This window comes from Sandaracinaceae bacterium, from assembly GCA_020633055.1.
GTDB lineage: Bacteria > Myxococcota_A > Polyangia > Polyangiales > Houyiibacteriaceae > JADJJE01.
On record JACKEJ010000009.1, the window covers coordinates 536,032 to 562,539 of the forward strand.

Here is a 26,508-nt window from a genome sequence, read left to right on the forward strand (position 1 = left end):
CGGGCATCCTCGGGAGCCCAGGCGTCAGAGCTTGCCGGCCAGGTGGAGCACGCGGTCGAGCAGGCCCGTCGCGTTGGCGTTGACGGCGCGCGTGGCGCGGCTGGTGGCGTCCACGAAGATCATGGGGTCGCGCGTGTCCAACGCGCGGAGCGTCGCCGCGACCACCTCTTCGGCGGAGAAGAGACGCGACAGCTTGTACACGGGCGGAACGCGCTCGAGGTCGCGCACCATGGGCGTGTCTCCTGGTGGGGGGCAGAGGATTCGCACGTCGATCGGGCGGTCGCGCAGCTCGACGCGCAGCGCCTCGCCGAAGCCGACCACGGCGAACTTGCTCGCGCAGTAGCCCGCGAGCTGCGGAAAGCCGCGCAGGCCCGCGACGCTCGCGACGAGCAGCAGCGTGGCCGACCCCTTGCCATCGCGCGTCGCCGCTTCCTCCAGGTGAGGGAGCAGCGCCTGCGTCACGTGCACGCTGCCGAGGTAGTTCACCTCCATCATCAGCCGATAGTCCGCCGGGAGCACCTGCTCGGCGTCGCCCACCCGCAGCACGCCGGCCGAGTTGATCACGTGTGCGATGGGTCCCACCGCGTCACGCGTGCGCTGGGCGGCGCGCGTCAGGCTCACGGGATCCCGCACGTCCGTCACCTCCGTGTGGGCTACCTGGAGCGCACGCCGCGTGCTCGCGAGCGCGTCCTCGCTCTGGTCCCACAGCGCGACCGTCTCCCCGCGCTCCATCAGGCGCCGCGCGAACTCCAGGCCGAAGCCGCTCGCGCCCCCCGTGATCACCCACGCGCCCTTGGCCCTCACGCGACCTCCACCAGGCTCAGGACCTCCTGCGCGACGCGGTCACCCGACTCGAGCGCGCCCTCCATGAACCCCGTCGAGTCCAGCGCCGTCTCCGTGCCCGCCCAGTGGATGCGGCCGACCGGGGCGCGCAGCGCCGGCCCGAACGCGGACAACGTGCCCGGCGGGAACGTCGCGATGGGCGCGCCCAAGATGAACGGCTCCGCGGCCCAATCGTTCTCGAGGTAGTGCGTGGGGGTGCGCGCCTGCTCGCCGAAGTAGCGCACCAGCGTGTCGAGCACGAAGCGGCGACGTTCCTCGGCGGGCCGCTCGGACCACCCGCGCGCTGGCGAGCCCGTGACGAACATCAAGAGCGCCGCCTGACCCCCTGGAGTCGTGTCGTCGAAGGTCACGGTGCCGAGGTCCGTCGAGACCGACTCCCCCGAGAGCCCGGCCTCGCGCCAGAAGGCGCGGTCGTAGAGCGCCAAGACCTTGATGGTGGCTCCCATGCCCGCGCGCTGCGTCATCTGATCGCGCATGGTGGGCAGCGGCGGCTCGTACTGGATGCGGTCGGCCAGCGCGATGGGCACGGTCACGACCACGCGCTTGGCGGTGAAGGTGCCCTTGTCGCTCACGACGCTCACGCGGTCGCCGTCCTGCGTGATCTTGCGCACTGGGGCGCCCGTGTGGACCGTCCCCGCGAGGGGCACCATGCCCGTGCAGAGCTGCTGCGCGCCACCCACTACCCAGCGGTCCTGCTGCCCGTCGTGCGACTCCACGAGCTTCGCGAAGCCGCCGCCCGAGTGCAGGTAGTGCAGGAAGTGCAGGAACGACAGGTTCGCCATGTCCGTGCCGAAGATCACGCGCACCGCGCCATTCACCATCGCGATGACCGAGTCGTTGCGCAGGTTGCGCTTGGCCCAGTCGAGCGCGGTCATGCCGTCCCACTCGACGGCGCGCGGGCAGTCCCACGGGTTGTCCTTGGGCACCTGCGCGCACAACCGGTCGATCTTCCAGATGCCGACCTGGGCGACGATGAGCGTCCACGGGTTCACGCGCGGGATCATCCCCGAGTAGGTCGAGATCGCCCCGCGCAGGTCGAGGATGCGCTTGCCCTTCGAGTACGTGGGCGTGGTCGACAGCCCGAGCTCGTCGATCAGCGCGTACATGCGCGGCTGCCCGGGGCCCGTCCACTGTCCGCCGACGTCGAAGCGGTGCCCACCGACCTCCACGGTCTTGGTGCGCCCGCCCACCTCGTCGCGCGCCTCGAGCACGATGGTGCGGAGGCCCTTCGCGACCATGCGGCGCGCGGCCTGCAGGCCCGCCAGCCCGCCCCCGACGACGATGACGTCCGCGTCGAGGCCGGCCACACGAGGGTCGCCACGTCCTGCGGCAGGGGCGCCAGGGGGGGCCTCGCCGCCCATCTCGCGCTGGGAATTCTCGGCCCGCGCGCTGTCCGCCCTGAGCTCGGTGATGGATGCAGAGTTCGCCATGAGCACGGTCTACACGTCCGCGGAGCCCGCGGCCAGAGAAATTGTAACAATTGTTCCCTTTTGTGATCCGCATCGCCTGGAGGCCGCGACCGAGCGCATGGCGAGCACCACAGCGGACGACCTCGCGCCTACACCGTCGGCGTCCTCGCGGCCCAGAGCCTCGACTCCGCGTTCGGGTCGCTCTGCCGCTCCTCACACCCCGCCGCACAGTTGACCACCGGGGGCCAGTGCCAGACTATGCCTGCATGAGGATCTTGCTTGCGCGAATGATCGTGGTCGGCCTGATGGCGGCACACGCCCTCGTGGCGGCGCCCGGGGTCGGCGCCCAGCCGGCTGAAGAGGGCGCCCCCACCCCGCTCGAGACGCAGGACGAGGCCGCCATCGCGGAGGCGCGCGAGCGCTACGCCCAAGGCGCCGAGTTCTTCCGCCGCGAGCGCTACTCGGCGGCCATCGCAGAGCTCACCGAGGCCTACCGTCTGTGGCAGAACCCGACCATCCTGTTTGCGCTCGGGCAGGCCTACGAGGGCGACTCGCAGGTGCAGGCGGCCATCGACACCTACCAGCGCTACCTCGACACCACCCCGGAGACGGATGGGCGACGCGCGGATGTCGAGAACCGCATCCGCCTGCTCAACGGGCTGCTCGCGACGGTCCAGATCCAATCCAACGCGCCCGGGACGGTCTTCGTGAACGGCGTCGAGCTGGGCGCGGCGCCGGGCGCCGTGCGCGTCCCAACGGGTCGCCACCAGATCGAGGTGCGCGCCGAGGGCTACCGACCGGAGCGGCGCACCCTCACCATCGCCGCGGGCACCGAGATGCAGCTCACGTTCAACTTGCGTCCCGAAGAGACACGCACCGAGATCATCCGCGTCAGCGAGGGCCGCGGGCCCATACGGCTGCCGCGCCCCGTGTTCTTGGCCACCGCCGGCGTCACGGTGGCGGCGGTGGGCGCCTGGGCCGGGTTGGGCGGCACGGCGGTGCGCCGCGCCAACCAGTACAACGCGCAACCCGTGCGCAGCGACACCGACCGACGAGAGGCGCGCGCGTGGGCGCGGCGCTCCGACGTGATGATGGGCGTCGCTGGTGGCCTGGCGGTGGGCACGCTCGTGATCGGGCTGCTGACCGACTGGGATGGCGACGACGACGCGTCCGACGGGGACGGGGACGGGGACGGGGCGGCTGGTGCGACCGGCGCGACCCCCGAGGCCAACGTCCTGCCGCAGCGTGGCGGCGCGGTCCTGCTCCTGGGGTGGCGCCGATGAACGACCTCATCCTTCGTCGCCCGGGGTCCGGTCCGCGTACGCTCGCCTCCGCGCTGCTCGTCGCGCTGGCGGGTGGTTGTACGGTGCTCGACCTCCCAGATCCGCCCACGTTCGAGCTGAACGACAACGACCGCGCCTGCCGTGTGGACACGGACTGCGCAGGTGTGGAGATCGTCAGTCAGCGCGGGACACTCCTGGCCGACTCCGACCCCGACGGTGACACGGGGCCGCTGCCCCAGTGCCTCGAGGTCAGCGTCATCTGCAACACGGACCACAACGTGTGCGAGGCCGAGGTTCGCGTGCGGGACGCCGACGGGGACGAGGCCTTCGACCCGAATTGCGCCGGGTTCGAGTTCGCGCCGTTCGTGGAGGACTGCGACGACAGCAATCCCGACGTGACTCAGCGCGACGCGGATGGTGATGGACAGGTGTCCACGCTCTGCGTGCGCGACCCTGGCCCAGACTGTGACGACACTCGCCCGACGGTGCTCAGCGGCGCGCCCGTAGAGATCTGCGACGGCTTCGTGAGCGACTGCGACGCGTGGGTGGACGGCGTGAGCCCGGCGCGGCCTGAAGAGGACGCGGATGGGGACCTGGTCGCGCCTCCTGGTGCCGACTGCGAGGCCGGCGCCAGCGGCGCGCGCGACGCGCCTGGGGGGTTCCCCAAGACCGACTGCGACGACGCCAACCCGTTCGTCTTCCCCGGCGCGCCCGAGGTGTGCGACGGCTTGATCAACGACTGCGGTACCGGCATGGGTCCGCGCGCGAACGAGGACGCGGACGGCGATGGCTTCGGCGCGCCTGATGGCGACTGTGTCGAGAGCGAGGCGTTTCCCAAGACGGACTGCGACGACGACGACCCCGCGACGTACCCGGGCGCTCCCGAGATCTGCGACCGCATCACCAACGACTGCAACATGCCGCGCGAGCCGCGCCTCGTGGAGGACGCCGACGGCGACGGTCTCGCGTCGTTCGACGCGCCCTGCGCCGCGGGTCCCATCCCATTCGGAGACTGCATCAATGGCGCGGACTCCGACCCCACCAGCCGCTACTGTGCGTTCCTGGAGCGCTTCCCCGGTCTCGACGAGACGCTCACCAGCGCCGCTGGCGTGACGTTCCTCGACTACGACGACGACGGCCTCGGCGACATCGTGGCTGGCAGCTCCGGGCCCGGTACCTTGCGCCTGTTCCGACAGAACCCCGTCGGGCAGTTCACGCACGTGCCCGCGTTCAATCTCTCAGCCAGCGTCAGCGCGCTGCGCTCCGGGAGGCTCTTCGACGACGCGCGCTCGGACGTGGTGGTCGTGCGTCCCAGCGGGACGGTCGAAGTGGCCTGCAACCAGGGGTCTCTGGCGGCGCCGGCTGCGGCGACGATCGTTTCGGGCTTCTCGGGTGCGCGGGACGCTGCCGTGGTCCGACTGAGCGACGCTCAGCGCGCGGTGGTCGCAGTGTCGCCCATCTTGCCCACCCTGCAGGTCGCCGCGCGAACCAGCGTCGCCATGCGCTGCGCGGTGCCGAGCGACTTCACCGTCACGCCCCTCGCGTTGGGGTCCAACGCCATCGCCGTCGCGGCCGGGCGCCTGCTGTCGCGGGCCACCGACGTGGAGGACGTCGTGGTCGTCACGGTCGGAGGGGACGTGCTCCTGCTGGCCAACGCACCCGCCGCTTTCGGAGGGCTGACGCTGCAGCCTTCGCCCATCGCCACAGGGCTCACGGGCGCTCTCAGCGCCGCCGTCGGAGACTTCGACGGAGACGGTCGGCTCGACATCGCCGTGGGCACCGAGACGGGGCCGCGCTTCCTGCGCAACACCAACGAGGCCGTGGACGGCTTTGTGGTGAGCACCGTGGCCACGGCGCCCACCAACGTCGTCGCCGTGCACAGCAGCGACATCAATCTGGACGGCCGTGACGACCTCATCACCGTCTCGAGCGCCAACGACAGCATCGACTGGTGGGAGCTCGTCGGCAGCACCTGGGTGCGACACTCCCTCGTCTCCGACTTCAACGAAGCCAGCGCCGCGACCACCGGCGACGTCGATGGCGATGGCGATCTGGACGTGATCGGCGTCGCGGCGGGCGCCGACCTGCTCACCTGGTGGGCCACCGAGGTCGCGAGCGCCACCTCGTTCGCGCGCTCCAAGGTCGACCGTGCCTTCGATGGTGCGCTGGCCGTGGTCGCCGCCGACCTCGACGCCGATGGCCGTCAGGACATCGTCGGGCTCGGCACCAACAACCTCTCGCGCTGGACGGTCCAGGGTTCGGCGAGCGCGCCGGTCTACACGGAGTTTCCTCTCGAAGAGGTCAGCGGTGGGCGTGCGCTCGCCGCGGGCGACCTCAATCAGGACGGCGCGACCGACCTGGTGGTGTCCGACGACGGCGGGGTGCGCGTGTTCATTCGACGCTCGGACGGGTCCGGTTTCAACGAGCTCGGCACCGCCAACGGGCTCGGGACCTCGGGCCTGGGGGTGGTCTACTTGGCGTTAGGCGACGTCAGCGGTGACGGCGTGCCCGACATCGTCGGCGTGACCACGACGAGCGTGTTCTTGTGGACCAACCCAGGCAATGGAGGGTCCATGTTCACGCGAGCCACGGTGGGCACCGTCGCGGTCGCGAACGCCGTCGCCGTGGGTGACACCGACGGGGACGGCCTGCTCGACATCGTCGTGTCCACCACTTCCCCAGACATGATGCCAGTACCGGGCGTCCACGTCTTCTCGCGCGCGTCCGTGACTGAAGAGTTCACGACCACGACGCTCATGGACTCGTTCCCTGCGGAGCACGTTACCGTGGGCGACATCGACGGCGACGGTCGCGCCGAGATCTTCGCGGGCGCGTCGCGCCTCAACGCGCTCGTGTCCTCGTGGGCCTGGGATGGCAGCGCCTACCGTCAGCACGTGCTCTCGACGGCCTTCGAGGCCACGTGGACGCACCGCATGCAGCTCACGGACGTGGACTCGGACGGCGACCTCGACGTGCTCGTGGCCTTCGCAGTAGACCCCATCAACAGCATCGGCTGGTTCGAGAACATCAACGACAGCGACGCAGGTTGGGTGCTGCACGCGGTCACCAGCAGCAGCGCGGCGGGTGACTCCATGGCCACGGCCGACTTCGACGGTGACGGTGACCTGGACATCGTCGTCGCGCATGGCCTCGACTCGGAGGTGGTCCTGTACAAGAACGATGGTGTTGCGTGGTGGCGTCCAGCGGGTAGATAGGGGCTCGGCCGGGTCCCACGCGGGGCCCGCGCGTTCGAGCCATGCAGGATCCCGCTGACAAACCACCCGCTCCGTCGAGCGGTCCCCGCGCACCTGTGCCGGCCCACGGGCTCGGTACTGCGCCGGCCGAGGCTGCTGACGAGGGGCGGGTGCGCTCCGCGATCGAGCTGCTGGAGTGGTTGGATGAGGATCAGGCGCGTGTCATGGCCGTGGACGAGGAGCTGCGGAAGCGCCTGATGATCGTGGCCGGACGTCTCGTACGACCGAGCCGTGACGATCGTAAGCGCCGCGTGAAGGAAGAGCGACGGGCGCGCCGGCGGGACAAGCGCACGGCGGACGAGGCGCAGCTCAACGCGACGGGCATTCGTCGCAAGCGCGAGGAGCCGGTCTATGTGACCCCCCGTGCGCCGGCACTGCGCATGGGGTCCGCCGCGGGCCCCGTCGAGGAGCAGCTGCGCGACCTCGACGCCGTCGACGCGTTCGAGGCCGCGGGCGCACCGACATCCGACGAGGCCCGTGAGCGGGGGGGCGGTGCGCGGCGAGTGGAAGACGGGGTCGCGCCCGAGCCCGAAGGGCCGCGCGTGCAAGAGGCGCGCGTCTGCTACGTGTGCAAGACGTCGTACGAGACGCTGCACCACTTCTACGATCAGCTCTGCCCTGCGTGTGGCGACTTCGGGTTTGCCAAGCGTCAGCAGACGGCCGATCTGCGGGGCCGCGTCGTGCTCATCACGGGCGCGCGCGTCAAGATCGGCTACCAAGCGGCCATCATGCTCCTGCGCGCAGGAGCTCACGTGGTGGTCACCACCCGCTTCCCGCGTGACGCCGCGGCGCGCTACGCCCGTGAAGAAGACTTCGAAGACTTCCGCGACCGCCTCGAGGTGCATGGCCTGGACCTGCGCCACACGCCGAGCGTCGAGCTGTTCGCGCAGCACCTCACGGACACGCTCCCCACGCTGGACTTCATCGTCCACAACGCCTGCCAGACCGTGCGCCGCCCGCCGGGGTTCTACGGTCACCTCGTGGACGGCGAGCGCGAGTCTGCGCGCCTGTCGCCTGCGGCCGAGTCCCTCGTGGCCGCCCACGAAGCGTTCAAGCGCACCTCTTCGGCAGACGCGCTCAGCACGCGCGGCGACGTGCCGCAGCTCTTGGACGCTGCGGGCATCCATCACGCCGCCACCCTCAGCCAGGTGCCGCTGGTGGCAGGTGACGACGACCGCAGCGCGGCGTTGTTCCCACCCGACCAGCTCGACGCCGACCTGCAGCAGCGCGATCTGCGCGACCACAACAGCTGGCGGCTGACCCTGGCCGAGGTGCCTACGGTGGAGCTGCTCGAGGTCCAGCTCGTCAACGCCATCGCGCCCTTCGTGCTGAACGCACGGCTCAAGCCGCTCATGACGCGCATGCGCACGGGGGACAAACACATCGTCAATGTGTCGGCCATGGAGGGGCAGTTCTACCGTGCCTTCAAGACCGACAAGCACCCGCACACCAACATGGCCAAGGCCGCGCTGAACATGATGACGCGCACGTCCGCCATCGACTACGTGCGTGACGGCATCCACATGAACAGCGTGGACACGGGCTGGGTCAGCGACGAAGATCCAGTGGGCCTCGCCGCCTACAAGCAGGTGGTGCACCGCTTCCACCCACCACTCGACATCGTGGACGGCGCCGCGCGCATCGTGGACCCCATCCTGCACGGCGTGAACACGGGCGAGCACGTGTGGGGCCAGTTCCTGAAGGACTACCGACCCGTCCCGTGGTGAGGCTGTGCTCCGTGCGAGCGTAGAGGCTCCGTTCGTGCTCGTTCGACCGCCTCGTCGATCCGGCCCGCGATTGAATGCAGCGCACCCCACATGCGTCTCGAAGCCATCCCATTTTCTGCCCAGACCAGGCACACTCCTCAGAGGAGAACCCCCAAGCATGACCCGCGCCCGCGCCCTTCGAAGCCTCTTGGTCCTCAGCCTGCTCGCCATCCCCGTCGTGGCCTATGCCCAAGCCCGCACGTTCACCGTCGGGAGCGGCAGCCGCATCGCGTTCACGTCGAACGCCCCCCTCGAGACCATCAACGGCTCCAGCTCGAGCGTGCGCGGCAGCGTCTCGGTCAACCCTGCCAACCTCGGCAGCGTCAGCGGTCGCATCGAGGTGCCGGTGCGCACGCTGCGCACCGGCCTCGACCTGCGTGATGAGCACCTCCACGGCGACGGCTGGCTCGACGCCGCCCGCTACCCCAACGCCGTGTTCGAGATCACGGGCGTCGAGGGCGCCTCGTCGCTCACGCCCAACCAGGAGGCCCGCGTCACGGTCGTCGGTCGCTTCACGTTGCACGGCCAGACGCACCCCGTGCGCGCCGAGACGCGCGTCAAGCTCGTGACGGGTGACGGCCCGGACCACCTGCGCGTGCGCAGCCGCTTCACGGTCAACCTGCCGCAGTACGGCGTGTCGGTCCCGGCGCTGGTGCGCGCCAAGGTCAGCGACAACATCAGCGTGAACATCACGCTGCGCGCCAACGCCAGCTGAGCATCGCCGCGCTCCCGGCTCGCCGGCTGTAGCCCGCGCTCGGTTCCGTGCGCGGGCTGCCTGTTGCTGGCCGCGCGAGGTCGGCACTTCCCGTCAGAAGGCGCCGCGCTCTAGCTCGAACAGCACCACCCCCGCGTCGCGCGGCACGAACACGCCGCCGCCCACGCTGCGGAAGTGCTTGCTGAGCTGCTGCGTGTACCACTCGGGCGGGCGCAGGTGGACGTCGCCGTCCGTGACCTCCTGCGACACGTTCTGCTCCCAGTCGGTCGTGGTGAGCGCCTCCAGGTAGAGCGCCCCTTCCGTCACCCGCGCGAGCGTCTTGATGGCCTGACGGGCCTCGCGCGCCGGCAGGTACTGCAGCACGCCCTGGCAGATGACCAGGTCGGCGGGCTCGCCGTCGTACGCGGCGATCGAGCTGTGCACCCACTCGTACTCGCCACAGAGGTACTCGCTGACCTCCACGCCCGTGTAGTCGATGCTCGCGTCCACCTGCGCGAGCGCGTCGCGCCAGCGCCCCACGCCGCAGCCGAGATCGAGCGCCGTCTCCACCGCTACGCCGAGGTACTCGAGATAGGAGCACACGAAGCGCACCAGCGTGAGCGTCTCTTCGGCCGAGCTCACCGCCGTCGCGGCGTCCTCGTAGTGCCGCTGGTAGTACGCCGCGTCGAAGCGGCGCGGGTCCGACGGGAGCATGTTCCCCTGTCCCTTGGCAGGCTGTCTCGAGCGGCGCGCGCGCTCACGCGCGGCCCGCCCGCGACTGTCCCCAGAGCCCCCCACTAGCGGACCTGCTGTACGCTCAGCGTGTACGAGCCTGTCTCCCCAGGGCGGAAGCTGGTGACCAGCACCTGCCAGGTGCCGGTCTGCGTCACGTCCAGGTCGTAGCCCGCGTCGGTACCGGCGGCCTGGTTGCGGTCGTCGTTGTCGATCTGGGCGCCAGTTGGAGGCTTGATGATGAGGTAGGTGTCGAACTGCCCCGAGCGCGCGTCGATGGCGTAGCGCTGCCCGGCAGTGAACTGGAAGTTGTGCCGGTCCACGAACTCGCCCGAGTTGAGCGTGGAGTCCCCCGCGGCGAGCGTCCCGCTGCGGACGTCAGCAGGCGTGGTGGGGGTGGTCGGCACCGTGGGCACCGCGGGGACCTGCGCCCCACCGACCAGCTGCACCTGCGTCGGGACGTTGGCGAGCACCGTGACGTTCTGCTGCGCGACGATGGTCCCTGCCTGGGATATGGCCACCTGGTGCGCCCCCGCGAGGACGGACACTTCGCGCCCGTGCTGCGCATCACCGAGAGGAGATCCGTCCACGAGCAGCTGCCCACCCGTGATGTTGGTGATCACGATGATGCTACCCGTCGCACCAGCCACCGGAGGCGGATTCCCCAGCGTGGCGGGGTTCGCCGTGGTGGGGGGCGTCACAGGGTCGGTCGGTCCCGCCACCAGGGGCTCCGAGCCGCTATTTCCACGCCCGAGCAGGAACCACGCTCCGCCGCCCACCAGCGCCAGCAGCACCAGGCCGATACCTGCACCTCCAACGATCCAGGCCGCGTTGCTACCACCGCTGGGGCTGCTGGGCGCGCCGTACGTCACGGGGCTCGCCGGGGTGGTGTGCGTTCCACCGCTCGAGCCGAAGCCGCCCGACGGTCCGGGGGTCCCGAAGCCGCCGGGTGTGTTCCCGCCAGGTGCACCGAAACCGCCGGGTGTGTTCCCGCCAGGTGCACCGAAACCGCCAGGTGTGTTCCCGCCAGGTGCACCGAAACCGCCGGGTGTGTTCCCACCGGCCGCATACCCACCTCCCGCCGTCCCGAAGGGCGCGGGCGAGGGTGCGGTCTCGGGCCCCCCTTGCGCCGTGGCGCTCATTGGAGTGGGCATGGGTGTCCCCCAGGAGTTGGTCGGCGCGACGGGCGGGGAAACCGCAGTCGACGCCGCCGAACCCCGCACGCGCCGTAGCTCGTCCAGCAGGCTGCCGGCGTCCTGTGGGCGCTCGACCGCGTTCTTTGCGAGACAGCGGTCCACCAGCGCCGCCAGCGCGGGGGGCGTGCTCGGGGCCACCTCGGCCAGCGGCGGGTGCGGGGCCGTGCAGGCGTGCACCACGATGGCGCTGGCGGTCTCGCCGATGAACGGAGTGCGGCCGCTGAGCGCCTCGTACATCATCGCACCCATGGCCCACACGTCCGCTGCCGCCGTCACGCCTCGCGCACTCATGGCTTGCTCTGGCGCCATGTAGTGCGGCGTGCCCATCGCGATGCCCGTCTGCGTGACGTTCTCGCTGCTCTTGTCCAGGTCGCGTGCGATGCCGAAGTCCAGCAGCTTCACCTTCAGGCTGCCGTCGCGTTGCTGCGCGAGGATGACGTTCTCCGGCTTCAGGTCGCGGTGGACGATGCCGTTGCGGTGCGCCGCGGCCAGCGCCTCCAGCATCTCCTCGAAGATGTCCAGCACCGCCGCGCGCGTGTGGCCGCCACGGCCCAGCCAGTCGCGGAACGTGTCTCCGCTGAGCATCTCCATCGCCACGAACAGGCTGCCGTCGCTGGCGTCGTAGTCGGCGTCGTACACCTCGACGATGCCGGGGTGTCCAATCTGCGCCGGCGCGCTCACCTCGCGGAGGAAGCGCTGACGGGCGCCCGTGTCCTTCCCGATGTGCGGGAAGAGCACCTTGAGCGCCACCTGCTTCTTGGTCATGCGGTGGCGGGCCTCGTACACGACGCCCATGCCGCCGCGCGCGATCTCACGAACCACCTCGTAGCGGCCCCCCACGACCTGATTGTTCGCTTCCGTCACGTTGGGCTCTCTCTGTTGTTCGTGTCCGACCCCAGTCTACGTCGGCGCCGCTCCCACCTGCCCCACCTGCCCCCATCCGGCTCGAGGACGGGCGATGGCCCACCAGCGGCGCGACGCTCGACTCAGAGTTCGAAGTCGCCTTGTTCCAGGATCTCGGAGATACGGTACAGGAAACCGTTGGCGTGCACACCGTCCACGATGCGGTGGTCGTAGGTGAGCGCCATGTACATGACCGGGTGGATCGCCATCAGGTCCTGATCCTCGCGCTCCACGACTACCACGCGCTTCTTGATGGTGCCGAGGCGCAAGATGCCCACGTTCGGCTGCGAGATGATGGCGCCGCCCACCAGGTTGCCCTTGAGGCCCGGGTTGGTCACCGAGAAGGTCTTGCCGGCGAGGTCGTCCGGGGTGAGCTTCCCGTCGCGCGCGCGCAGCGCCACGTCCGTGACGGCGCGGGCCAGGCCGCGCACGGTCAGCTCGTCCGCGTTGCGGATGACCGGCACCACGAGGCCGTCCGGCGTGTCCACCGCGATGCCCAGGTTCACGTCACGCAGCTTCACGTACGCGTCGTCCAGAACGCGGGCGTTGAGCTCCGGGAACTCGCGCAGCGCGCGCGCAGTGGCGGCTAGCGTGAAGGCCAGGTACGTGAGGCTCACGCCTTCTTTCTTGTACTGGTTCTTGTAGCGCTCGCGCAGGCGCGCCGTCGCGTCCAGGTCGCACTCGGCGAAGGTCACTACCTCGGGAGAGGTCTGCTTCGAGTACACCATGTGGTCCGCGATGATCCGGCGCCGACGGGTGAACGGCACCACCTCGTCGCCGGGCGAGGGCCGATACGGCGGCACCTTGAACGCGCTCGGGCGCGCGCCTACCAGGCTGGTGGCGGCAGCCAACGCGCCAGCGCCGCTCGGGGCGCTGGGAGCCGGTGGGGTCATCGCGGGTGCGGCCGGGGCGTTGGCTCGGCCGGCTTGGCTCTCCGCGCGCACGTCCTCGGCGGTGATGCGCCCCGAGGGGCCGGTGCCCGTCACGTTCACCAGGTCGACCCCGCTCTCCCGCGCGAGCTTGCGGACGGAGGGCGACGACGGCGCCGTCTTGTCGGAGGTGCCAGCAGCCTTCGAGGTCTCTGCGGCCTTCGGTGGCGCGGCGGCGGTGGCGCCCTCTTCGATCTCACACAGGACGGATCCGACGGCCAGGACGTCGTCGGCGGCCGCGAGGATCTTCACGATCACTCCGTCGACGGGCGAGGGCACCTCGCTGTCGGCCTTGTCCGTGAGGATCTCTACGATGGGCTGGTCTTTCGCGACGGCGTCGCCTTCCGACACCAGCCACTTGCCAACGGTGCCCTCGACGACGCTCTCGCCGAGCTGCGGCATGCTCACCTTGGTGGTCACGTCTCGTCTCTCATTCCCAGGGGGTTGTCGTGGCGCGCGCGCCGCGCGCGCTTTGGGCGGCACGATAGTACAAAGAGGAGCGGCCGGTAAGGCAAAGTCTCCCTTTTGCGTGGGCGTCTCGCGTGCCGTGAAGCGCCCCGCGCGGAGGACGCCTGCTGGCGCGGGGGCCCTCCTTTCCGGTGAGATTCCGGCTGGCCGTGAGCGCGAGCCCAGGGCAGGCTCTCCCGGTGGACGACGAACTCGAAGCGGGGCTCAAGCGGCGCGACGCGAGCTTCATCCTGCGGGTCGTGCTGCGCCTCGGCGTGCTGGCGCTGGTGGTCGTGTGGGGCGTGCACGCGCTCGGGGACCATCAGGTGGGCGGCTGTGTGGCGGACGGCTTCCGCGCCGTGACGGGCGAGCCCGCTCCCCCCACCGGCGGAGGGGCCGAGGCGGCCGCGCCATGACGGGCACGAAAAAGAGCGCGACCCGAGCCGCGCCTGAGCTATCTTCGCGCCTATGAGTCTCGCCGACCTCGACCGCGAAGAGCGCCTCCGCCTCATGAAGTTCGTCTGTTCGTTCGCCTGGGCGGACCTCGAAGTCCAAGACGAAGAGCGCGACTTCGTCCGGCGGCTGGTGAAGAAGCTCAAGCTCGACGACACCGACCGCGGCATGGTCGAGGAGTGGCTCGAGGTTCCGCCGCGGGCCGAAGAGGTGGACCCGAGCGACATCCCCACCGAACACAGGCAGCTGTTCCTCGACGCCGTGCGCGCCATGATCGTGGCGGACGGCCGTGTGGACCAGGACGAGGCCGAGAACCTCGTCCTGCTCGAGGCGCTGCTCGGCTGAGACGCCATCGGCGCTGGCGAGCGCCTGCTGGCAAGCTCCCCCCATGACGACCGTCGCCTCGGCGCGCATTTCCCTGGCGACGACGCGCCGTCAGAACACGTTCAGCGAGAGCATCGCACCCCCGCGGAGCGGGGCCGCGCCGAACACCAGGCCGCGCCCGCTGTCGGTGTAGTACACCAGCTGCCGCCGCCGAATGGACAGCCCGGCGATCATCATCGTCAGGCCGGCGCTCTGCGCCAGGATGGAGAACACGGCCGCACGCCGGCCCTCTGGGTGGTCCGCGATCAGGTAGCCACCGACCACGGGGACCCACGCCAGACCGTTCGAGGTGTCATCGCGCACCGCCTGCACCAAGGACCCGACGCCCGCGGTCACGAAGTAGCTGGCCGCGAAGATCGCGAGGCCCGGGATCCACAGGCCCTTGCGTGACACGGTGCGCACGAAGCCTCCTTCGGGGATGGGCATGCCGTCCTCGTACGGGACCACGACGCGTCGCGGCCGCGCAGCCCGCGCTTCCGGCTGGTATGGCTGCTGCGGATACTGGGGCTGCTCGTAGACGTCCACCGTGTAGACCTGCTGCGGTGGGGCGTAGCCCTGCGGCGGCGGAGGCTCTGGCGGCGGCGTCTCCTGCGCCTGCGTGCGGGGCTGGGCGGCCAGCGTGGTGAGGAAGAGGGTGACCAGGGCGATGCCCCGTGTCGGCCTGCGGTGCTGGTGTTCCATGGCGCTCCTTCAAGGCAGAAAGCACGCCAAGCCGAGAAGCCCGGTGATTCTGCGTTCCTGGGCCAGCCCCCGGCCGCCCTGGTGTGAAACTAGCACCACAGGTGTGCCGGATTCAATCTTCTCGACGGCTCAGGAGCTCGGCCTGGTGGTGGCTCCGGAGCGCCTGAAACACATCGCTCAGCTCGCCCGCGACCACGCGGTCCAGGTTGTGGAGCGTCAGCCCGATGCGGTGGTCCGTCACCCGGTTCTGGGGGTAGTTGTACGTGCGGATCTTCTCGCTGCGGTCGCCGCTGCCCACCATCGCGCGGCGCTCGGCGCCGATCTCGGCGGCCTGCTTCTCTTGCTCGGCCTGCAGCAGCTTCATGCGCAGCAGCTGCAGCGCCTTGGCTTTGTTCTGGTGCTGGCTGCGCTCGTTGTCCGCGCGGATGATGATGCCCGTGGGCAGGTGCTTCACGATGACCGCGCTGTTGGTCATGTTCACGTGCTGACCGCCCGGTCCGCCGGCCCCCGTCGCGCTGATGTCGAGGTCCTTCGGGTCGATGTGGATGTCCTCGATGGCCTCGGTCTCGGGCATGACGGCCACGGTGGCCGTGGACGTGTGGATGCGCCCCTGGCTCTCGGTGGCGGGCACCCGCTGCACACGATGCACGCCGCCTTCGAAGCGCATGACCGAGTACACCCGCTCACCGCTGAGCGTGGCCACCACTTCCTTGAGCCCGCCTGCGCTGGCCTCGCTCTTGCTGATGAGCTCCACCTTCCAGCCCACCGTCTCTGCATAGCGGCTGTACATGCGGAACAGGTCCGCCGCCCACAGCGCCGCCTCCTCGCCACCCGCGCCCGCGCGGATCTCGAGCACGCAGTCGCTCTGATCGTCTGGGTCCTTCGGCAGGAGCGCGATGTTGAGCGCCGCCTCGAGCCGCTCGCGCTCGGCGCTCAGCTCGGGGATCTCGAGCTCGGCCAGCTCACGCAGCTCCGCGTCGTTGAGGGCCTCGCGGTGACCGGCCAGGTCGTCCGTCACCTGTTGGTAGCGCTGGTAGAGCGTGACCACCTCTTCCAGGTCGCTGCGCTCGCGCGTGAGCTGCGTGAGCCGCTTGGCGTCAGCCAGCACGTCGGGTTGGCAGAGGATCTCTTCGGTGTCGCGGTAGCGCGCCACCAGCGACTCGAGCTTGGCGATGGGCAGCATGGGTCAGGCGGCGCTTCGCAGCGCGGGCAGGGCCTCCGTGAAGCCCTCGAAGGACGGAAACACGAGCACGGCGTCTCCGCTGGGAGCCTCCTCGCCCTGGTCACCGCGCCACGCGGCGGCCTGCAGCGCGGTGATCGCTACCTCGATCTGCTGGTCGTCCGGCTCGCGCGTGGTGATCTTCTGGAAGAGGAAGCCTGGCCACAGGAACACGCGCAGCGGCCCGGTGGTGCAGAAGCGCGCGCTGAGGCGCTGCAGCTCGAAGCTGAGCGCGGAGATGAAGGGCAGGAGCGCGATTCGCAGCAACAGCACGGAGAGGTTGCCCGTGAGGCCCTCGGCGTTGGGCAGCAGCAGGGGCGCCGCGACGGAGCCAGCCACGATGGACACCAGGATGACCACCACCAGGAAGGTGGTGCCACAGCGCGGGTGCAGGGTGGTCTGGGCGCGCACGTTGGCCACCGTGAGGGGGAGACCCTGCTCGTAGGCGTGGATCGTCTTGTGTTCGGCCCCGTGGTACTCGAACGTGCGGCGGATCTCTTTGACGCGGCTGATGGCGGCCAGGTAGGCGCAGAACACCAACAGCTTGAACCCGCCGATGATCCAGTGGTAACGCGCGTCCGTGAGGCCCAAGTCCAGCCCGAAGAGCTTGCCCGTGCCGGTGGCCAAGAGCTGCGGCAACGCCACGAAGAGCCCAATGGCGAACAGCGCCGCGAAGAGCATGGTGCCCTTGCCCTCGCTGCCCTGCGCCGCGCGCTCCTCCTCGGTCATCTGCTGCTCGGCCGAGAACTGCAGCGCGCCGAAGCCGATGCGCATGGACTCCACCAAGGCCGCGACTCCCCGAAACCCGGGCCACTTCCAGGGCTTGTGGTCGAAGCGGGACGTCATGGGCCCCTCGCGCACCACGAGGGTGCCGTCCGGCCGCCGGACGGCGACGGACATGCAGCCAGGGGCGCGCATCATGACGCCTTCGATCACGGCTTGGCCGCCGATATAGGGCTTCGGGTCGCTCATCTGGGCCTCACTATAGCTGCGCGGGGGGTGACTTCGAGGACAAAGCGTGGCAATTTCTGCGGCCCTCCGAGTGCTCCCCGCAGCAAGGTGCCGTGATGTCCACCGTGGAATCTCCGTCCGACGCGAACCTCAGCGTCTCTGCTCCTGGCCAAAGCGACGCCGCCGCCGGCGGTAGTCTGCTCGTCCCCGCGTGGTTGGCGGTCATCGTCTTCCTCGTCGGTGCCACTGTCGGTCACATCCATGTCCACTACGCGGCCCACGGCGTGGTCAACGTGCATCAAGCGGTGCTGGCGTTCTTCCTCGTGCTCAACGTGCTGATCAACTTCTGGGAGCTGGGGTTGTTCTTCTGTGGCGATCGCATCCACGAGGAGTACGAGGCCACCAAGGTGCCCTACAAGGGGCGCGAGGGGGACCGCTGCAAAGAGGTCTTCACCAAGCGCATCCCGTTCTTCCAGCTGCTCTCGTTCAAGCAGTGGACGCTGGTCTGGTCCAGCTATGCCCTGTACGACCCCGGCTACGCGCAGCGTCACTCGTTCGGTTTCAACATCGACGTGGGCAACGGCTTCTCCACCATCATCCCTGCCACGCTCTTCGCGTTCGGAATGACGTACGACCTCGTGTCGCCCCAGATCCTGGGCATCATCGGCGTCGCGATGTTCTGGCAGATGTTCTACGGGACGGTCGTCTACTTCTTCCAGTTCTTCCACTCGGGCCGGCACCACGGGCACAGCAAGGCTGCCATCTGGTTGTTCGTCGGCGCGTCCAACGGGATGTGGTTCATCTTCCCCCTCTGGGGCATCGCGGTGTCGGTTTGGATGATCCTCAACAACTCGATGGCCATCCTCCACTGATGCCCGCCGGTACGAGCGACTCGTGAAGCCCGACGTCCCGAACGTGTTGATCGCGGGCCCGGTCAACGTGCGCGCGTCGCTGGAGCAAGCGCTCGGGGAGCGCGGTGTGCGCGTCCACGGTTGCTCGTTCCCCGACCTGATCGCCACGTGCGCGGGGAGCTCTCCGCGACTGGTGGTGTTGGCAGGTTCCATGAAAGGCGTCGAGCTCAACATGGCAGCTACGGCGCTCGCGGAGCACGCCGCGACCCGCGCCATCCCCGTCGTGATCTTGACGGGAGAGCCGGGCGCGCCGCCGGCCCGGCGCCCTGACGCGGCGCCGCTGACCTTGGTGTTGAGTCATCAAGGGCTCCCCGCTGTCGCCACGCGCCTGGCGGACCTCGCGGCCTCCGTGCCGATGGGCGCGCAGGGGGGTGTCATCGCTGAGCCGGGGGGATCGTCGAAATCAGGCAGAGAACCCCGACTCGATGATAGACTCTCTCCATTCCTAGTCGGTGAGCCCACCGAGGACACCGGCTCGGGTCCCATACGAGCCCTCCACCTCCACGCTCCCATCGCCAACGAGCCGGCCGACCCGCTCACTCGTTCCCGGGACTGGACGTGGGAGGACAGCCCCCAGGGTACCACCTTGACCGACGACAACGACGACCAGAAAGCCGCGAAACAACGTCGACTCGCCCGCACCATGATGGGCGTGGCACCGCAGGGTCTCGGACCCAGCGCGTCGGACGGCGCGAGCTCTGGTGGTGAAGACGGTGACATGCCTGCGCCCGCGGCCAGCCGCGCCGGAGCGTGGGGCAGCGCCAAGTCGGACTCGGTAGCGCCCACGGCGTTCCCGCCGGCTCGTCCGTTGGCGCGCGCCGCACTGCGCAAGGCCGAACCGTCGACCGTGGGCCCCCTCCCGGGCTCGGACGAGGAGCAGGCCCCTGTCATCTCGCCCATCGTCGGGCCGCCGCGCACGGCCAAGCCGCGCCCCAAGACGATGCTGGGCGTGGGGCTGCCGAGCCCAGCGGGTGCCCCGGCGCCAGCGAAGCCAGCGGGCAAGCCCCGCCCGCGCACCATGCTGGGCCTCGGGCTGGGTGCGGCGGGAGCCCCAGCGCCTGCAGCCAACCCTGCGACCCCGACGAGCCCGAGCGCGCCGACCCCGGCCAGCTCCGCGGAGGCGTCCTCCACCGCGACGGCCGCCAGTAGCCCCGCCACCAGCAGCCCCGCCGCCAGCAGCCCCGCCGAGACCAGCCAGCAGCCCTCGAGCCCAGGCACGGTGGCGAGCCCCGCGATGGCCGCCCCGCCCAAGCGCACGCCCAAGTTCACGCCCTCGGCTCCCATGCCTGCCGCCCGGCCCAAGTCGTCCGGCTCGCTGCCCGCAGTGCGTGGCCCTGCGGTCACGCCCGCCGCCATGCCCGCCGTCACGGCGGCGGCCGCCAGCGCAGCGTCGGCTGCGACCCCCGCGAAGAGCGAGCTGCCGGCTCGCAAGACGGGATCCCCTGGTCCGCGTCGCAGCGCGAATCGCACGATCATGGGTGGCATGGGCAGCCCGCTTGCCCCGCCCCCTCCCGTCAACCTGCCGCCTAGCAGGCCGGATGACACGGCGGTCGTGCCCACCGAGTCCGATGCGCCGTCGCCGAACGTGCCAACGGGTCCCGCTGCCGCCCAGTTCAGCAGTCCGGCCTCCATGGACTTCACGGACGAGCCCACGGCCGTCGGCGATTCCGCGAAACAGGCTGCTGCCGGCAAGGCCAGCGCCTCTTCCACACAGCTCGCGGGCGCCGACGACTTCGACGACTTCGACGACTTCGATCTCGGGCTGGACCACGACGAGGCCACGCAGGTACTCGACCAGAGCTCCATCGCGGCTGCCAAGCTCGAGGCGCTGCGTGCCAAGTCCGCTCAGCCGGACGACTCGGACTTCGACACGCTACCGCCGCCGGCCACCCCCACCCCGGAGCCCCCCCCGGCTGTCGCCGCGGCGCTTGCCAACAAGCCCCCCAACCTGGACGACGACTTCGAGAGCGCCGAGACCGAGCCGCCGCCGCCCGGCGTGGGCATCGACGGACGCATCCCCGAGGCGTCGATGAGCCTGACCGACGCGCTCGAACTCGAGGACTTCGAGTCGGACAACCTGGGCCGTACGCTCTCAGCGGGCGAGTCCGACGTGCTCGAAGAGGGCCCCGTGCTGGGCGGCGCCGCCAACCCCGAGCCGCAGCCAGTGCGCCCGCAGGGCTACCACCAGAGCTTCACGGGCACCGAGGAAGACACCGAGATCGTCGCTGGTCTCACCAAGAAGCTGGACGAGCGCGAGGCCAATCCGGGCAAGAGCTCGGGTCGTGGTTGGGTCCTGGCGACGGTCGCGATCGTCGGCGTGATCGGCGTCGCAGGTGGCGCTTGGTACATGGCGCCCACGCTGCTTGGCACGGTCGCCCACTCCGAGGACACGGTCGAGAGCACTCCGGTGCCTGCGGCGGGGGAGGTCGGCTCGGTTCCGACGCCAACTCCGTCGGAACCGCCTACCACGGGGACGACCACGCAGGCCGGGCTGGCCGCACCGCCGTCTGGTTCCGAGCCGCCCGCCGCAGCGCCGCCTGCCGCAGAGCCGCCCGCGCCCACCGTGCCCGAGGCGCCCGCGCCCACCGTGGCCGAGGCGCCCGCACCTCCCGTGCCGACACCTCCCGTACCGACACCTCCCGCGCCGTCGGCCGCGACGCCGCCCACGCCCACGCCGCCCGCCGCGGTGAACACGGCGGGGTTGCCCAGTGATCCCGCCGAAGCCAGCGCCGCGCTGGTGACGCGTGCCGAGCAGCAGGCTGGCGCGGGCGACCGCGCTGGCGCCGAGGCGAGCCTACGACGCGCGCTCACGCTCGACGACGAGAACTACGAGGCCATGGCGAAGTTGGCCGAGGTCTTGGTCGCCTCGGGCCAGCACGAAGAGGCGCTTTCTCTTGCGCAGACCGCCGTGCGGCGTCGGGCGCGGGTCGGGCGCTACCACCTCATCTATGGCGACGTACGCGCCGCGATGGGTGACCGCTCCGGGGCCTCGCGCTCTTGGTCGCGCGCCGTGGACGTGGACGAGTCGCTGGCCGCCGAAGCCGCGCGGCGCCGCAGCAACTGACCCTTCGGCTACAGGATGAGCAGCGTGCAGGCCGCGGGGTCTGTGTAGAGCGGCAACCCGGTGCGCATGCTGACGTTGGCGCTCGCGTCACAGCTGGAAGGGGCGCTCTCCGCACGCGGTGCGTCCTCGTCGTACTGTCGCACGCGCTCGTAGACCCAGTCGCGCCCTTCGGCCCGCACGCTGTGCACCAGGCGCCCCCCACATGTGGGGTCGAGGGTCTCGCTACCCCAGCGCATGGCGCCCGTTGGTGTCATGTCGAGGACCTCCTCTTGTGTGTCGAACGAGCAGGTGGTGACCTGTAGGTCGGTGACGATGGCCTCGACAATGTCGCGGCATACCGGCCCGCTGCACGGTTGGCAGAGATGGCCGCGTAGCGCGCGCAGGCTGGTGTTGTAGCGCTCGAGGCCGCGCTGCCGCGCCTCGGGCCAGCTGGGGGGCACGCGTTCGTAGGGACGGGCCTCGGGGCCGCACTCGCGTCGCCGACGGGTCTCCAGCTCACGCTCGAGGGCGCCCGGCTCGGTGGAGGCGAGGAGCGCCGCGTAGGGCTCGGCCATGCGCTCGACGGAGAGGGAGCGGGTGCGCGCAGTACAGCGTAGCAGGCGCGGTGAGGTGGACGGGTAGGGCGCACACTCCAGCGTCATGGAGGACGCTCCTGCGGAGCCTACGTAGGGCACGTACTGCACCGGCCACAGCGTGTTGTCGGACACCCAGCGCGGTGGCGGGGTGACCCGACGTTGGGCGCTCACCTGCGCCTCGCGGGCGAGGGGCGTGATGGCGAACAGGACGAGGGCGGCGAGGAGGAGGCGGCGGTGACTCATGCGAAAGCTCAGGACTTGCCCGTGGACGCTCGTGGGCTCGCGCGATTCAGTGCCTCGATGACCTCGCGCCGGTCGAGCGGCTCGGTGGGGGTGGGCTCGAACAGCGGCAGTCCCTCGGCCATGGCCCCGTGCGCCAGCCGCTGGACCTCGCTCACCAGCGAGCGCACGCCGCTCAGCCCGGTGCGACGGCTCATGTCGGCGATGTGGTTGTTGACCGTCTTCTCCGTGCGGCCCATCTCGCCAGCGATCTCGCACGCGATCTTGCCCTGCACGAGGCCGGCCAGCACCTGACGCTGCTTCTCGGTCAGCCCGTGCTCTTGCCCGAGCGCCCAGATGGCCCAGTTGATGGCGTCGCCCGGCCCGGGTGCGCGGCGGTGGTCGCACAGGTCCAAGAAGGGCTGCACGCTGGCCGGCGAAGCGGGCGGTGACGAGTAGAGGTAGCCCCGCTCGCTGGCGAGCCGGAGGTTCTCGGCCGACGGATTGGCGGACAGCCACAGCACCACGGGCTGGCGCAGCGAGGTGGCCTTCAGCCGCGCGGCCCAGTCGAGCGCGAGCGCGTCGTCCTGGAACCCCGGGCCCAGCACGAGCCCTACCCAGCGATGGCGCCGCGGGTCTTGCAGCAGGCGGTGCGGGGCCGAGGCCGAGCGGACGGGGACGGGCCCGGCGAGGGCGTCCAAGAGGGACATGGCCGACCGGGCCACCGGGTCCACCACCATGATGAACACCTTGCGGGTGTCATCCACGAGCTCGGGATCCGATGTGCGACTCTTGGCCATCCGAGCGAGAGGATAGCAGCATTTGGCCCCGCCGATACGGGCTCGGTGGCGCACTTCCGGCCGGGCTGTCATATCGTGGCCCATGGCGAACACACCCTCTCTGGGCCCGGCGGGTCCGAGCCTCCCCGGCATGACCCTCGAGCGGCACATCCTGGACCGCCAGCGGAGCAACCCGGAGGCCACCGGCGACTTCACCCGGCTGTTCTACCAGATCACCCTCGCCGCCAAGATCATCGGCAGCCGCGTCAGCCGCGCGGGCCTCTCGGGGGTGCTGGGCACAACGGGCAAGATCAACGTGCAGGGCGAGGTGGTCGCCAAGCTGGACGAGTTCGCCAACAACACGCTGGTGAGCGTGGTGCAGGCCGGCGGGCAGGTGTGTGTGATGGGCAGCGAAGAGGTGGAGGAGCCCATCGCCATCCCCGACGGCTTCCCGTGCGGCAAGTACGTGCTGCAGTTCGATCCGCTCGACGGGTCGGGCAACATCGACATCAACGCGTCCATCGGGACCATCTTCTCCATCCACAAGCGGGTCACGCCCAGCGGCGGTCCGGGCACGCTCGAGGATCTGTTGCAGCCGGGGCGCGACATCGTCGCGGCGGGCTATGTCATCTACGGGTCGTCCAACATGCTGGTCTACAGCACGGGCGACGGCGTGCACGGCTTCACGTACGACCCGGGCGTGGGCGAGTTCTTCCTCTCGCACGAAAACATCCAGGTGCCCGAGCGGGGCAACACCTACTCCATCAACGAGGGCAACTACCACAAGTGGTCGCCGCGGGTGCGCGAGTGGGCCGACTGGATCAAGTCGCCCCAAGACGGGCGCCCGGCCTACGGGCACCGCTACATCGGCGCGATGGTGGCGGACCTGCACCGCACGCTCTTGCGCGGCGGCATCTTCGTCTACCCGGCCGACAAGAAGAACGAGAACGGCAAGCTGCGCCTCCTGTACGAGGCGTCGCCCATGGCGTTCATCGTCGAGGCCGCTGGGGGCGCCGCGCACACGGGCACCGAGCGGGTGCTGGACGTGATCCCCACCGAGCTGCACCAGCGCACCCCGCTCTACATCGGGAGCCGCTTGGACGTCGAGGACGCGCTGCGCATCGCGCACGACTGAGCGATGGCGCGAGACGGGACCAAGGGCGGCGCGTCGGACGGGACCGGCGACGGCAGGAGCGATGACCGCGACACGGCGCCGGACCTGAGCGCGGCGCTCGCGGACGACGACCCCACGGCGGAGTCGAAGCCGCTGACGCACCTGAGCGCGCGGGGTGAGGCGCACATGGTGGACGTGGGTGACAAGGACGTGACCCAGCGCGAAGCCCGCGCGCGGGGCGCGTTGCGCATGGCCCCCGAGACGCGGCGCCGGCTATTGGCCGACGACACCCCCAAGGGGGACGTGTTCGCGAGCGCGCGCATCGCGGGCATCCAGGCGGCCAAGCGGACGGCGGACCTGATCCCCCTGTGTCACCCCCTCTCGCTCAACGCGGTGAGCGTCACCATCGACCCCGACCCCGACGACGTCGAGCGCGTGTGGGTGGAGGCGACCGTGCGCTGCACCGGCAAGACGGGCGTGGAGATGGAGGCGCTCACGGCTGCGAGCGTGGCGCTCCTCACGCTGTACGACATGCTCAAGGGCATCGACCGCGAGATGGTCATCGAGAGCGTGGCGCTGCACGAGAAGCGCGGCGGCCGGCGCGGCCACTACGTGCGGGGCTGACAAGGGGCAGGGGCACCCCTCGATCGCAGGGCTCCCTCAGTGGTGGCGCGCCACGGTAGCCTGGATCGCGTGCAGGACGCTGGGAGGGCCGACCGTCGCCGGCTGCAGCGCGTCCGTGAGGAACGTCGCGGCCTCCGGAAACTCCGAGAAGTAGCGCTCCACGGTGGACGAGCGGCCAACGACCGACATGCCCCCGAGGATGCTGCGCACGATGCTCGCGACGAAGCCCTGCTCGGAGAGGATGATGGCGCGCTTCAGGGTGGTGGCTTCGAAGCGAGCCATGGACTCCTGGATGGCGCCGCGCACGCTCGCGTTCGGCATCACCATCTTGGCGAGGTGCGCGACCATGCAGGTCCCACCGGGGTACCGGGCGAGGATGCGCGCATGGAGGGCGCCAGCCTCCTCCATGGCGTTGACGGTGAGCTCCCCGCTCTGGCTGGTGATCAGCACATTGCCGATGGCCGAGAACGTGAAAGCTCCGTGATCGACGACGAATGGTCCGTGGAGAGTGGAATCTCCAGCTGTGGGGGGAAGATGGACTTTCATTCGGAGGAAAACTGTATGTCAAGACACGACAGGCGGCCAGGCGAATGTCGGGGCCGTTCGGGACTGTCACAGCCGACCGGCGCCGCGCGGGGGGGTCCGCTCGGCGCCGGCAGCAGGCGCTTCGTGCGCGCGTTGGGACGCGCTCAGTGGGTGGGGATGGCGCAGGCCATGGGCTCCGTCTCCCAGCCCACGTTGTTGGCGTCGAAGACGTTCCGGATCGCTTGCGGCGTGTTCGGGCCGATCAGCGTCACCGCCGGCCAGTCCGCGCCCTCGTTGGGATCGGAGCACTCGTAGTCGTCGTCACACTTGAGGGCGCCGTGCATGTCGTGCATGCCCGCCGGGCCAATGTGCGCGCAGTGGAGGTGCGGGTTCGTCGGCACCATGAAGTGGTGCTTGAACTTGCACGGCAGCGACAGACCCGCGAGCGGGCGGTTGGGGCCGCACGCGGGCGAGAACAACGGCAGGCTGCTGATGTACGCGATGCACTCCTCCTCGCTCTCGTACTGGAGCGTGTGCTCGTCGCCCGCGCAGTACTCGGTGTGCACGCGACAGATGTCCTCGACGCCCCAGCGGTGGCTCAGCTCCGAGGCCTGGACGTAGGTCTCGACCCAGTCGCGGATGCCCTCGGTGGGGATGACGGAGTAGTCGCCCACGAGCGTCGAGCAGCCCTCGAACACGACCTCTTGCTCGGTGTACGCGTCCGTGTAGGGGAGGTCGCCGCGCAGGAAGGAGCCGCCGAAGGTGCTGCCCTGAATCCAGGTGGATCCGTCGGTCGACACGTGCAGGGCCGCTGGCTTGGTGGGGTCGATGGTGGTGTCGTAGTACCAGAAGTCGTGGTTGAGGCTCTGCATCGCCATGCCCAGGTACTCGGCCACGTTGTCGACCCCCGTGTAAGTGCCGATGCCGTAGGGGACGAAGACCGTGACGTCGGGCTCGAACACCGTGCTCAGGTCGCTGACGAACTGCGGCGTGTCGAGGCACTGCGTGGCGTTCACGTGGTAGGTGAAGATGCCCTGGAAGGTGAGCACGTTCTGGAGACGGGCGGCGTCCATCTCCATGTCGTTGGGGCCGCAGCCGTAGTCGTGGCGCTGGAGCGAGCTGCAGCTACGGATCGCGCGGGGGGTCACCCACAACCACTTGAGCGGCTGGACCACGCGGCACAGCGCCTCGAGCTCGTAGATCTGCTGGCCCTCTTCGCCCAGCAGCAGGTCGAGCGCGGGGTTGCATTCACAGCGGTCGCGCGCCAGCTCGCGCACCGCGTCGCAGCAGCCGCCGAGGTTGCTGGGCAAGCCGAGCAGGCCGGTGTCCTGACAGACCTGGATGGGCCCAAGGTCCGCGACGCACTCGTTCGTGTTCGTCGGTTGGGGCGCCGGCGTCCACCAGGCGGATGCCTGCTCCGGTGCGCTGCTCACGCCCACGGCGACCAGGGAGGCCAGGACCGCTCCGGCCCAACGACCGTGACTTTCCGTCAATTTCGTCATTTTCCGTACCCTTCGTGAAGTGCAAAACTCGTACATGTGTATCTCACGTTG

Annotated in this window: 22 protein-coding genes; 10 read left to right on the forward strand and 12 right to left on the reverse strand. The window is 70.1% G+C overall.

What is annotated here, in order from left to right; translation table 11 throughout:
• Positions 1-24: 24 nt before the first annotated feature.
• Positions 25-804, reverse strand: a complete 780-nt coding sequence (locus H6726_22275) for an SDR family NAD(P)-dependent oxidoreductase (GenBank protein MCB9660387.1) — start codon at positions 802-804, stop codon at positions 25-27.
• Entirely contained in the window at positions 801-2,273 is a 1,473-nt protein-coding gene (locus H6726_22280; GenBank protein ID MCB9660388.1) for an FAD-dependent oxidoreductase, read from the reverse strand. Before H6726_22280 ends, H6726_22275 begins: the two co-directional genes overlap by 4 nt.
• Positions 2,274-2,518: 245 nt before the next feature.
• Here H6726_22280 and H6726_22285 point away from each other — a divergent pair, with 245 nt between their 5' ends.
• From H6726_22285 to H6726_22300, 4 genes are all read left to right on the forward strand, one after another.
• A complete protein-coding gene (locus H6726_22285) occupies positions 2,519-3,535 on the forward strand; it encodes a PEGA domain-containing protein (GenBank protein ID MCB9660389.1) in 1,017 nt (338 codons plus the stop codon).
• Entirely contained in the window at positions 3,532-6,750 is a 3,219-nt protein-coding gene (locus H6726_22290; GenBank protein MCB9660390.1) for a VCBS repeat-containing protein, read from the forward strand. Before H6726_22285 ends, H6726_22290 begins: the two co-directional genes overlap by 4 nt.
• Positions 6,751-6,953: 203 nt before the next feature.
• Positions 6,954-8,516 carry an SDR family oxidoreductase gene (locus H6726_22295; GenBank protein ID MCB9660391.1) on the forward strand — a complete coding sequence of 521 codons (1,563 nt, stop codon included), beginning with the start codon at positions 6,954-6,956 and terminating at the stop codon, positions 8,514-8,516.
• A 157-nt stretch (positions 8,517-8,673) separates the two neighbouring features.
• Complete coding sequence (locus tag H6726_22300) at positions 8,674-9,270, forward strand: YceI family protein (protein ID MCB9660392.1); 597 nt, start codon at positions 8,674-8,676, stop codon at positions 9,268-9,270.
• Positions 9,271-9,363: 93 nt separating this feature from the next.
• Here H6726_22300 and H6726_22305 read toward each other — a convergent pair whose 3' ends face one another.
• The 3 genes from H6726_22305 to H6726_22315 form a co-directional block, all read right to left on the reverse strand.
• Positions 9,364-9,963 carry a class I SAM-dependent methyltransferase gene (locus tag H6726_22305; protein ID MCB9660393.1) on the reverse strand — a complete coding sequence of 200 codons (600 nt, stop codon included), beginning with the start codon at positions 9,961-9,963 and terminating at the stop codon, positions 9,364-9,366.
• Between the two features lie 83 nt (positions 9,964-10,046).
• Positions 10,047-12,041: a protein kinase gene (locus H6726_22310; protein ID MCB9660394.1), complete on the reverse strand. Its 1,995-nt coding sequence runs from the start codon at positions 12,039-12,041 to the stop codon at positions 10,047-10,049.
• Positions 12,042-12,163: 122 nt separating this feature from the next.
• Positions 12,164-13,411, reverse strand: coding sequence for a 2-oxo acid dehydrogenase subunit E2 (locus H6726_22315; protein MCB9660395.1), 1,248 nt, complete (start codon positions 13,409-13,411; stop codon positions 12,164-12,166).
• Positions 13,412-13,656: 245 nt separating this feature from the next.
• Here H6726_22315 and H6726_22320 point away from each other — a divergent pair, with 245 nt between their 5' ends.
• Complete coding sequence (locus H6726_22320) at positions 13,657-13,872, forward strand: hypothetical protein (protein MCB9660396.1); 216 nt, start codon at positions 13,657-13,659, stop codon at positions 13,870-13,872.
• 52 nt (positions 13,873-13,924) lie between these two features.
• Positions 13,925-14,254, forward strand: coding sequence for a TerB family tellurite resistance protein (locus tag H6726_22325; GenBank protein ID MCB9660397.1), 330 nt, complete (start codon positions 13,925-13,927; stop codon positions 14,252-14,254).
• A 90-nt stretch (positions 14,255-14,344) separates the two neighbouring features.
• Here H6726_22325 and H6726_22330 read toward each other — a convergent pair whose 3' ends face one another.
• The 3 genes from H6726_22330 to H6726_22340 form a co-directional block, all read right to left on the reverse strand.
• Positions 14,345-14,974 carry a hypothetical protein gene (locus tag H6726_22330; GenBank protein ID MCB9660398.1) on the reverse strand — a complete coding sequence of 210 codons (630 nt, stop codon included), beginning with the start codon at positions 14,972-14,974 and terminating at the stop codon, positions 14,345-14,347.
• Between the two features lie 112 nt (positions 14,975-15,086).
• Entirely contained in the window at positions 15,087-16,157 is a 1,071-nt protein-coding gene (gene prfA, locus H6726_22335) for a peptide chain release factor 1 (protein ID MCB9660399.1), read from the reverse strand.
• Between the two features lie 3 nt (positions 16,158-16,160).
• Positions 16,161-17,165 carry a DUF1385 domain-containing protein gene (locus H6726_22340; protein MCB9660400.1) on the reverse strand — a complete coding sequence of 335 codons (1,005 nt, stop codon included), beginning with the start codon at positions 17,163-17,165 and terminating at the stop codon, positions 16,161-16,163.
• A gap of 95 nt (positions 17,166-17,260) precedes the next feature.
• Between H6726_22340 and H6726_22345 the strand changes: the two genes are divergently transcribed.
• Together H6726_22345 and H6726_22350 are read left to right on the forward strand one after the other, a co-directional pair.
• Positions 17,261-18,016 (forward strand): hypothetical protein, encoded by a 756-nt coding sequence (locus tag H6726_22345; protein ID MCB9660401.1) that lies wholly within the window; start codon positions 17,261-17,263, stop codon positions 18,014-18,016.
• Positions 18,017-18,038: 22 nt separating this feature from the next.
• Complete coding sequence (locus H6726_22350) at positions 18,039-21,119, forward strand: tetratricopeptide repeat protein (protein MCB9660402.1); 3,081 nt, start codon at positions 18,039-18,041, stop codon at positions 21,117-21,119.
• A gap of 8 nt (positions 21,120-21,127) precedes the next feature.
• Here H6726_22350 and H6726_22355 read toward each other — a convergent pair whose 3' ends face one another.
• Together H6726_22355 and H6726_22360 are read right to left on the reverse strand one after the other, a co-directional pair.
• Positions 21,128-21,937, reverse strand: a complete 810-nt coding sequence (locus H6726_22355) for a hypothetical protein (GenBank protein ID MCB9660403.1) — start codon at positions 21,935-21,937, stop codon at positions 21,128-21,130.
• Between the two features lie 8 nt (positions 21,938-21,945).
• Positions 21,946-22,713 carry a helix-turn-helix transcriptional regulator gene (locus tag H6726_22360; GenBank protein MCB9660404.1) on the reverse strand — a complete coding sequence of 256 codons (768 nt, stop codon included), beginning with the start codon at positions 22,711-22,713 and terminating at the stop codon, positions 21,946-21,948.
• 82 nt (positions 22,714-22,795) lie between these two features.
• On the opposite strand from H6726_22360, the gene fbp reads away from it, so the two are divergent.
• Positions 22,796-23,827, forward strand: coding sequence for a class 1 fructose-bisphosphatase (gene fbp / locus H6726_22365; GenBank protein ID MCB9660405.1), 1,032 nt, complete (start codon positions 22,796-22,798; stop codon positions 23,825-23,827).
• Between the two features lie 3 nt (positions 23,828-23,830).
• Positions 23,831-24,430 (forward strand): cyclic pyranopterin monophosphate synthase MoaC, encoded by a 600-nt coding sequence (gene moaC / locus H6726_22370; protein ID MCB9660406.1) that lies wholly within the window; start codon positions 23,831-23,833, stop codon positions 24,428-24,430.
• A gap of 36 nt (positions 24,431-24,466) precedes the next feature.
• Here moaC and H6726_22375 read toward each other — a convergent pair whose 3' ends face one another.
• Positions 24,467-24,880 carry a hypothetical protein gene (locus tag H6726_22375; GenBank protein ID MCB9660407.1) on the reverse strand — a complete coding sequence of 138 codons (414 nt, stop codon included), beginning with the start codon at positions 24,878-24,880 and terminating at the stop codon, positions 24,467-24,469.
• Between the two features lie 239 nt (positions 24,881-25,119).
• On the reverse strand, positions 25,120-26,388 hold the full coding sequence (locus tag H6726_22380; GenBank protein ID MCB9660408.1) for a hypothetical protein: 1,269 nt from the start codon (positions 26,386-26,388) through the stop codon (positions 25,120-25,122).
• Positions 26,389-26,508: the final 120 nt, after the last annotated feature.